General features: G+C 43.5%; 6 protein-coding genes and 1 CRISPR repeat array. Of the genes, 1 reads left to right on the plus strand and 5 read right to left on the minus strand.

The genetic code is table 11. The features are described 5' to 3' along the window. Positions 1-610: 610 nt before the first annotated feature. From PN499_RS14885 to PN499_RS14905, 5 genes are all read right to left on the minus strand, one after another. The gene (locus tag PN499_RS14885) at positions 611-913 is read right to left on the minus strand and encodes a helix-turn-helix domain-containing protein (protein WP_272032770.1); all 303 of its coding nucleotides are present in this window, start codon (positions 911-913) and stop codon (positions 611-613) included. Positions 914-978: 65 nt separating this feature from the next. Beyond that, positions 979-1,248: a hypothetical protein gene (locus tag PN499_RS14890; protein WP_272032771.1), complete on the minus strand. Its 270-nt coding sequence runs from the start codon at positions 1,246-1,248 to the stop codon at positions 979-981. Between the two features lie 68 nt (positions 1,249-1,316). Further along, the gene (cas2, locus tag PN499_RS14895) at positions 1,317-1,595 is read right to left on the minus strand and encodes a CRISPR-associated endonuclease Cas2 (RefSeq protein WP_272032772.1); all 279 of its coding nucleotides are present in this window, start codon (positions 1,593-1,595) and stop codon (positions 1,317-1,319) included. Next, positions 1,595-2,659, minus strand: a complete 1,065-nt coding sequence (gene cas1 / locus PN499_RS14900; protein WP_272032773.1) for a CRISPR-associated endonuclease Cas1 — start codon at positions 2,657-2,659, stop codon at positions 1,595-1,597. The genes cas2 and cas1 (PN499_RS14900) overlap by 1 nt, the downstream gene beginning before the upstream one ends. 200 nt (positions 2,660-2,859) lie before the next feature. Beyond that, entirely contained in the window at positions 2,860-6,453 is a 3,594-nt protein-coding gene (locus PN499_RS14905) for an NACHT domain-containing protein (RefSeq protein WP_272032774.1), read from the minus strand. Between the two features lie 137 nt (positions 6,454-6,590). On the opposite strand from PN499_RS14905, the gene cas1 (PN499_RS14910) reads away from it, so the two are divergent. After that, positions 6,591-8,606, plus strand: a complete 2,016-nt coding sequence (gene cas1 / locus PN499_RS14910) for a CRISPR-associated endonuclease Cas1 (RefSeq protein ID WP_272032775.1) — start codon at positions 6,591-6,593, stop codon at positions 8,604-8,606. Positions 8,607-8,870: 264 nt separating this feature from the next. Continuing rightward, positions 8,871-9,190: a CRISPR direct-repeat array (repeat unit 35 nt; unit sequence CTTTCGACTTATTCGTAAGTCAAATTAATGGAAAC).

Consider the following 9,190-nt stretch of genomic DNA (forward strand, 5'->3'; position numbering starts at 1 on the left):
AATTTGACTTACGAATAAGTCGAAAGGATTGCAAACTTCGTCAAAAATGGGGTGACAATTACCGTTTCCATTAATTTGACTTACGAATAAGTCGAAAGGCCAGTCTCTAGGAGCCTTGCCCCAAGCTTAGTCTACAACACTTTTTTGTGGGGGCCAAGTTTAATAGTCAATAAGGGCAGATTTTTATCAATAAGCTCTAAAAAATCTAGTAAATACAACCGTCAAACCTAGAAGCAGAGAGCAAATTGCGGGGGGTAACGACAGAATCAGGGTTTCAGAGATCGCCTACCCCCCACGAAAAAGCCAAATTGGGAAATTTGACACTAGAAGCTGCGTTGAATATTTTTACTGTTTAGCAAATTAACAAACCTAAGCAAAAACCGTTGGCGAAATCACCAACGGCTTTCACTTTAGGGATTACCTAAATGCAGATGTTTCCATTAATTCGACTTCTAAGAAGCCATACTCATATAGTAATTGAGCGGCATTTCCCAAGACAGGTCAAACTGATATTGACAAATTAACTGACTTATGAATGAAAGAACTGCCGCTGCATGACTGAGGCTCAATCCTGCTTAAATACCTGCTGATTTCAATCACCGAGTAACTTTTAACCTTCAGAAGACAGACACAGCCACCGCAAAAGTTCGCGAGGAATCTCCTCAAAATGCTCTAGTAAAAAGTCCATTAGTGCCAAATGACGCAAATCATTAGCATTAGGAAATCTGCGGTTTTTCCCCCCCTTAAACCAACCCCGTACTGTCGAATCAGAACGAAAACAAATAAAAGCAATTTCCTCATAGCTCACTCCCCATTTAGCATAAAACTGCGTCGGTGTCATACCCAACTGGCATTGACTGTAAACTGCAATCAACTTGCGCTCTCTACTTGTCAAAATTCGTGGCTTTTTCATTATCAAAAACCTCCAAATCTTCCTGGCGCTTGGGGCGAGCAAGGGGGCAACGCCCTACAGGAAATTTAATGTGAATCAATTTCCTCAATTGAAATTGTTTGCTCTCCTGCATATTCCCAATAGAATCTCAGAGCCATTGAAGCCGCAGAACCCCAAACTTCACCTTTTTTATACCTGTATCGGTGGGTTCTCAAGCTTCTATATTCAGGCCCTTCTGATGCTATTGTTTGAAAAGCTTTATGGTATTGCTTTTGAACTTTGACAGGAAGCGATTTCAATTGTTTTTTGACTTGACGAGAAAACCGTAGCCGAAATTTAGCAGTTTCCTTGCTCATAAATCCCCCAGGGGAAAAAGGGAAAAAATATCCTCCCCTTTTCCCAATATCAGGAACTTTCCGGCTATCTAAACAATGAAAGCTGCATCGTCGATGGCAAACTTTGGCTGCACTCCCAGTACCGTTACTTTGCACCGACAGTGAGCAGAAAGAGGATAAAATCGGATTTGGTCTTGTCGTTTGTTCAGCAATTTCAACAGCCGTTTTTGCAGTTGTTCTTGCTGTTTTTCATCCAACACGCACTCAAATACCGACTTCTGAACTCGGCAACCGCAAGTTTCTAATAACCTAGAAACTTTTAGGCGGCGACGGTCATCTACAATGTCATAGCAGATGAGGTAAAACATTACATTTTTGCCAGTACAGGATATTCCTCTTCCAATTCGTTAGTATCGGCAGCCGCACCATTTTTAGGGAGCGACCAAATCAGCGGCCGATAATGCTGAACGTCTCCCAACACGCAAGCAATATATTCCCGTACTTGCAATTCTAAACAGTGCCGGTAGCTAACATTTCCGGCATGGGGATGGGTGACTAAAGTTTGCAATTTCTCTTCCCAATGCTGGATGAATATTTTGAGAGCGCGAGGGGAAAGCAAGGCTCCACTGCCATTTTTAGGGGTAATATCTCGTGCGGTAATGATGCGAGATTTGGCTAAGTTGACGGCTAATTCATCTACCAGCATTGGGCGAAATTCTGCCATTAAATCGCAAACAAGAGGTTTTTGGTGGTGGCTAGGAACGTGCAAGTGACTGATATCAGCATCCAACCCTAACACTTGCACAAAAGCAGATGTTTGTTGGTGCAAGAGGGTATTTCCCAGATTCAGCATTCGGTTGATGGGGTCAGTAGGCTGCTGCAAGTCCCGCCACAGGAAACCTAAGCTCCAAGGTAGTAAAGAGCCGAGAGCTGGATAATAAAAGGTTTCGGCAGTGACATCGTACCCCCGCAATTCGTCAAGGGAATAAGCCATCGGCAAGTCATCCATTAACAAGTTGAAAAAAGCGCGGTAAACTTCAGGCTCGAACTCAGAATTGCTGACACGCAACTGCTGGAGTAAGATGCTTTGATTGTGCATTTTTGCCCAAGTAATGGTTTCAGCAAAAGCGCGGGCAAATTCTGGGTCTTGCAAGCGTTTTAATTGCTGAAATCGGTATTTTGCAGGTCGTTTTGACTGTGGTTCGCAGTTGCCTAATTCTTGCCCTTGCTGGCTGATAAAATAGATGGGAATTTGCCGGGATGATGCTAGGTTGACGGCTAGGCGCGATAAGTGGCAAAGGCCAAAGAGAATAATCTGAGTAACTTGTTTGACTGGTATGCTTTCACACAATTTCTCTTTGTGTATCACTTGGAAGTGATGGTTTTTGACGCAGAGAATTGAACCGGGTTCAGTCATGTATACTGCGGTCATGTTTTTGCTATAATCTAAGTGCTACTGTGGGCTAATTGGTGGCGTGAGGGATGTTTGTTTGACTCTCATGCTTCCTTTAGGCCCTGTATTTCTATATTGTCAGAGGGGTATTTGAGTTCGGATTTGAGTACGAGAGGGGTGTATATGAGTTCGTATATGACTTGTCTAGTAGGGGCAAATCCATCTAAGGCATCAAATTCTCAAGCTTCGCGAGCGCGAATAATTCGACTTTTGACCTCGTTCGGAAGCCTGCTATCGTTTAAAATTTCGTCCAGCAGCGGTGAGTTTTTGCCGGAATCGTTCGCGATCGCCACAGCAACAGCGCACTGATTCGCTACTGGCATCAGAGAATTGTTCGCGATCAAGTCTTCTCTGACAATAGCAGCCAAAAACTCGGAGTCAAATTTAGCAATTTTAGTCAGCAGTCCCGTAACAACTAATTTATCTACTTTGCGGCTGATATCGGTCATTCGCAATAAGGTGCGGGTACAAGTGCCAACTTGGGTCATAAATTCTCTCTGTTCTAAGAGAGCTATTTGATTAAAAGTAATCAGCGCTGAAGCTGCTCCCATGTTGATTGTGTCTTGATGGGAACTTTTAATAATTCTATTAGTTAAATCAAAGGTGGCTTTGGCTAAATCGGAGTCAAGTGTTTTTACCCCTGAAGGATGGTTCCAAATCGCTGTTTCTATTAATTTGTACAAAAGGTGTATTACTTCTGGAGCCCAATCATTTTCTAAGGTTGCAAAAACAGCTAGTATTTCTGATGTGGCAACTGTTTGGGAATTGACTTGGGCGATGAAAGCTTCCAAACAGTTCTGACGCACGCCAACAAATGACGACTGAGCGAAAATTGGGAGTAATTGTTGTAGTTCAATGGGCTTTTTCTGTTCGGCAAGAGCCAGTACGAATGCCGAGGCACCAAGAGCGACATCTCGTGATGAGTCTAAACAGAGTTTTGCTATTTCAGAAATAGCTGTCGCCGAGTTATTCGTTGCTTGCTGGTAGTACAATTTGACTAAAGCCGATCGCACTTCTTTTGAATCAGCATTTTGTTGTAAGTAAGGTTCTAGTTGAGGAGGAACATTATTCAGTTTTTTAAGGATCTGAGCTTTTTGTTGCGCTTGCAGGGTGGGGAGCAATTGTTCAAGAATCTCTCCCAAAAGCTGCTGTACTGATAAATTACTTGCCAGAGTATCGATCGCTCGAATGAATTCTACGGGAGATTGAGCGATCGCCGGGACTATCCACTCAACTAAGGCTAATTCTAGTTTGCTGCTGAGAGGATACGAACTGTTAGCAGCACTTGCCAGCTCTCTGAATAATAAAGTAAGAGTTGATGCCCGATTTACAGGGATAGTTTCTAGGGGTATTTTTAGTAAAGTTGCCGCAGTTTGAGAGGCAGCACCACTACGAATTGCTGCTAAAATAGCAGCAAGGTTGCGCCGTGTTAAATCTCCCATATCACTAGGCAAACTTTCGCTTAATGTACTTCTTAAAATTGCTTCTAACAAGGCTGAATCTAATGCAGCAGCGCGACCGACAGCACCAGCAGCTACAGCCGTCCAGTATTTATCTAGTGGGGCGTAGAGTGCTTCCAGCCAAGTGGTTCCGAAACAAGTGTTCCCCGCAGCCAGCAAGTTGGGCAACAAACAACTAAGAAGTTCTGTAGCGTTTTCTTGTTCTTTGAATTGTTCTGAAATAGGTTGAGAGATAATTGTTAGTAAAAGTTCTCGCTGTGCAGTAGTGGGTACGCCTGGTTTTAAGTAAAGTTCAATGACAGTAGACCGAACATTACCGCCGAACATAAAGTAATATTTTTTCAGACTTTCTAAGATTTCTAATTCAATACTTTTCCGTTTTTTAACATAATTTTCATAAAAAGCACCGATAAATTTGCCCCAAATATGATAGTGTTCTTGTCGGTTATTTTCTCCTGTTGGCGACGGTCGATTAGCGATCGCTTCTAGGGAACGCTCAAACCGGGAACTCCCAGCAGGTAATCGCCCTAATAGTTCCGCTGCTGTTTCTGCTGCTTTGTTAATTAATTCTGAACCAACGCTTCCTAGCAGTTGAACTGCTATTTCCCAGGCTGCGTCGCCGTGTCGCTGTGGCGATCCTCTAGCTGCTGCCAGTAGGGTTTCTTGAAAGGTGTAGTCTCTGGCGATCGCGATCGCTAGTAGAGACAGCAAAACGGCTGAGGATTCTGGTTCGGTTCGGGAAACACTAGCAAAGGTGATAGCGCGAAAAGGTAAAATTTTAGTTGTGTCTAATTCCTGAGAAAATTGGGTGAATTCTGACAAGTTCAGAAGAGTTAAAAGTTGCCGAAATATTGACCAAACGTAATATCTCGCATCCGCAATTTTAGAGGCAATTAAATCACTTTTTAGTTGATATTTAGCTCGTTCGCCTGTTTCAGTTGCATTCATCCAACGAGCAATTGTATACTCTAAAAATGTCTGATGAAAAAATCCTCCCCGATTACCTCCCAAATCTTTAAAAATTCCATCACTTTTGAGGGAATTGTAAGCTAAAAATTCAGTTTCGCTAAGTTCCAAATCGCTCTCATAAACAAAGTCTCGCAATCTTTCTCCTGAATTTTCATACATCAGCCGCGACAGCTTTAAGCACAGTTTTTCTTTGGCGAGGCCCAAGTGTCCAGACTGCAAGTTGTGGCGGACTTTAGCAATTTTCCACTCCCAATATTTTTCGTAGAGTTGGCTCACTGTTAAATCTTCGGGGACAGTTTCTTCAGCAGCAAACAAGTCGCAAAGTAAAGCCAGTAGCAAAGGGTGGCGGACAATTTCTTGGAGGGATACACTGTCAGCAGAAAGGGCAATAATGCGATCGGCAAAAGATTGCTGACTTTCTAAAGTGCTGAAACCTGGTTGAGTTTTAATAAATTCCTGGGCTGCAATTCTGACTTCTTCGGTGGTGAATGGAGTAATTTTGCAGTTATCAGTGACGCTTTCTCGGAATCCGGCAAAACTTTCGTGGTAGGGTTCAAAAAAGTTGCTGTAATCGGTATCGCGACAGGTAAAGGCGACAGTGGTACCAATTTCTAAGAGTTGGGATAAAATACCGCGCAGCACTGAAACGAGCGGTTTAGTGAGTACAATATCTAAGGTGTCGATTAGGAGAATACCTCGATTTTGTTGGGCTGTTAGTTGTTGGGCAATTTCTACAATTGATTGTCGTTTCCCACTAATTTTTTCACCGAGTTCTAGGGCAAAGTTTTCAGCGGATTCAATTAGATCGTCACACCGAGCTAAGGCCAGCCAACCATTGCTGGCTTCAATTTTTTCGCTGTCTAATTCATCGTAGATACTACCCAAAATAGTGCTTTTGCCGTATCCGGCAGCTCCTAAAATTGGGACGACGCGGTGCTTATTTTCTTGTACTCCAGCGCGAATTTCTTTGAGGCATTTTTCTAGTAAATTTGGGCGGGGGATGGGGGGGAGAATGTAGGGATTGAGGGCGGTTCGGGCTCTAGCAGCGCTACGTTCTACTGCGACTAGCAGTTCGTCAATTAATGGGTCAATTAGTGAGTCAATTATTTCCGGTTCTGATTTTGGTTCTAAGCCAACTATTTCCTGCCAATCCAAGTCAAGATGATGGCAAATCTCCATAAAAATCCGGCGATAAATTGACTTGCCTGTAAAAAAATTGTTGGTAGTTGAGTAAGCAATTTCAAGCTCCAATGCCAAGTCGCTTTGCGTTAACTTGTTGCGCTCCAAAGCTTTTTTGGCAATTTCTGTTCCTGTGGCTGTTGCTTGCAGAGTACGGTTTGACATAAAGAGTCGGAGCGGAAGAGTCGCTATCTCAACTCATACACGAACTCATATAAGTTTGTCAATTACTCGAATCTGAACTCAAATACTCTCCTGCCAGAATCAAATTGTTAGGTCAAAAGCTCAATCTGGGGGAGTAGATGGAATTTGCACCAGAACCTCTGCACGCCGCTTGGCTGCAAGTCCGCAAAGGCAGTCGCAGCGCTGGTATTGACAATATTACTGTTGATTTATTCGCCGGTGTTGCTCGATACCAGTTGCAGGTTTTGTTGTGGCAATTACAACAGGAAAATTATTTTCCCCGTCCCGCTAAGGGTTTTTATCTGCGTAAAGCCAGTGGCGGCCAGCGTTTGATTGGCATTTCAACGGTTAGGGACAGAATTGTGCAGCGCTTTTTGCTAGACGAACTGTACTGGCCCCTGGAGGATGTTTTTCTCGATTGCAGCTATGCTTACCGTCCTGGTAGGGGAATACAAATGGCTGTCAAACATCTGTATTCCTATTATCAATTCGGGCAAGCTTGGGTCGTCAAGGCGGATATTGAGAAGTTTTTTGACAATCTTTGTTGGCCGCTGCTGTTGACTGATTTGGAGAAGCTGCAATTTGAGCCGATTTTGCGACAGTTAATCGAGCAGCATCTGGCATCGGGAATTGTTGTTAAAGGTCAGCATTTTTATCCAAATCAGGGCGTTTTGCAAGGAGGAATTCTTTCGGGTGCTTTAGCGAATTTGTACTTAAACGAGTTTGACAGACTTTGTTTGAGTAACGGTTTCAATTTAGTGCGTTTTGGTGATGACTTTGCGGTGGCTTGTGCAGATTCTCTACAAGCTAATCACTGTTTGGAGCAAATTAGTTCTTGGTTAGGGAGTTTTTATCTAAAGCTTCAGCCGGAAAAGACGCGGATTTTTGCACCGGATGAGGAGTTTACTTTTCTCGGCTATCTGTTTCGCAATGGACAGGTTTTTGCACCGGAACCACCTCAACCCACGACTAAAGTTGCACGGGCTTCGGGAACGTCTTTCTCTCGCTCGGTAACTCGCAAAGTACCTGTATTTTCTGGAAAGCCCTTGGCTTGCAGTAATTCTGTGAAGCCGATTGTTTTTCCCCGTGCTAATTCTGAACATTTTTGGAGGGAACCTATGAGTACGTTGTATGTTACGGATCAAGGCTCTTATCTGAGCATCTACAACCAGCAGTTTCAAGTGTTTTATCAGCAGCAATTGCAGATTAAAGTTCCGGCAATGCGGGTAAGTCACATTATTTTGTTTGGTTGCTGCAATGTATCGCACGGGGCGGTATCTTGTGCGCTGCATCGGCGGATTCCGCTGCTGTATTTGTCGCAGCGCGGTCGTTATTTTGGGCGGTTACAATCGGACGGACGGGCAAAAGTTGAATATTTGACAAGGCAGATAATTTGTTCTATGAATCCTGAGTTTGTTCGCCTACAAGCGGAGGCAATTGTCCGGGCAAAGTTACACAATTCGCGGATTCTACTGATGCGATTGAACCGCCGCAAGTCCAAGAATGCAGATGAAATATCGGTTTTGCAAGCAGTTGAAATGCTGGAGATGCTGATGGAAAGTTTGCATTTAGCTGATTCAATGGATGCGCTGCGGGGTTATGAAGGAAAGGCAGCAACTGTTTATTTTCAAGCTTTGGGTTCTTTATTTTCTGGCCCGTTTGCCTTTGCAGTTCGTACTAAGCGCCCTCCTACCGACCCGATTAATAGTTTGCTGAGTTTGGGGTATACTTTATTGAGTCAGAATGTGAGTTCGTTTGTGGAAGCTATGGGGTTGCACACGCATTTTGGAAACCTTCACGTTCCCCGCGATAATCACCCGGCTTTAGTATCAGATTTGATGGAGGAGTTTCGGGCCCAGGTTGTGGATTCTCTGGTGGCGTATTTGATTAATTCTCAGATTTTTATTGCTGATGATTTTACACGGCCAGATGAACGGGGTGGCGTGTTTCTTCAACCTCATGCTTTGAAGAAGTTTCTTAAGCATTGGGATGAAAAATTGTTGTCAGAGACAACTCATCCCCATACAGGTTATAAGGTGGCGTACCGTCGCTGTTTGGAGTTACAGGTGCGGGAGTATGTATCGGCGTTGATGGGGGAGGTTGAGGTTTATCGACCAATGATGTGGAAAATATAAGGTTGTAGTGCCTTTTGGCTGAATGATTGGTTTTGGTTATCAATTGTTGGCTTGTTGATAAGAGTTGTGGGGGGTAGGCGATCTCTGAAACCCTTATTCTATCGTTACCCCCCGCAATTTGCTCTCTAGTTCTAGGTTTCAGAGCTGTATTTACTAAATTTTTGGGAGTTTGTTGAAAAAAATCTACCCTTATTGACTGTGAAAGTTGACCCCCGCAAAAAAAGGCTGTAGACTGAGCTTGGGGCAAGGCTCCTAGAGGCTAGCCTTTCGACTTATTCGTAAGTCAAATTAATGGAAACAAGTTTGCAATCAAGGAGCCCTCTTGAGCTCGCAATCTTTCGACTTATTCGTAAGTCAAATTAATGGAAACACGCTCTCAGCGGGGAACCAACCATTTTGGATCAGCTTTCGACTTATTCGTAAGTCAAATTAATGGAAACTGTTTAGATAGGGTGTACCATTTACTTCCGTTACACCTTTCGACTTATTCGTAAGTCAAATTAATGGAAACGGTGGGCAGGGCAAAAAATCCAGTCGCAGCAATAGAAACTTTCGACTTATTCGTAAGTCAAATTAATGGAAAC

Source organism: Kamptonema animale CS-326 (assembly GCF_028330895.1).
GTDB lineage: Bacteria > Cyanobacteriota > Cyanobacteriia > Cyanobacteriales > Microcoleaceae > Kamptonema > Kamptonema formosum.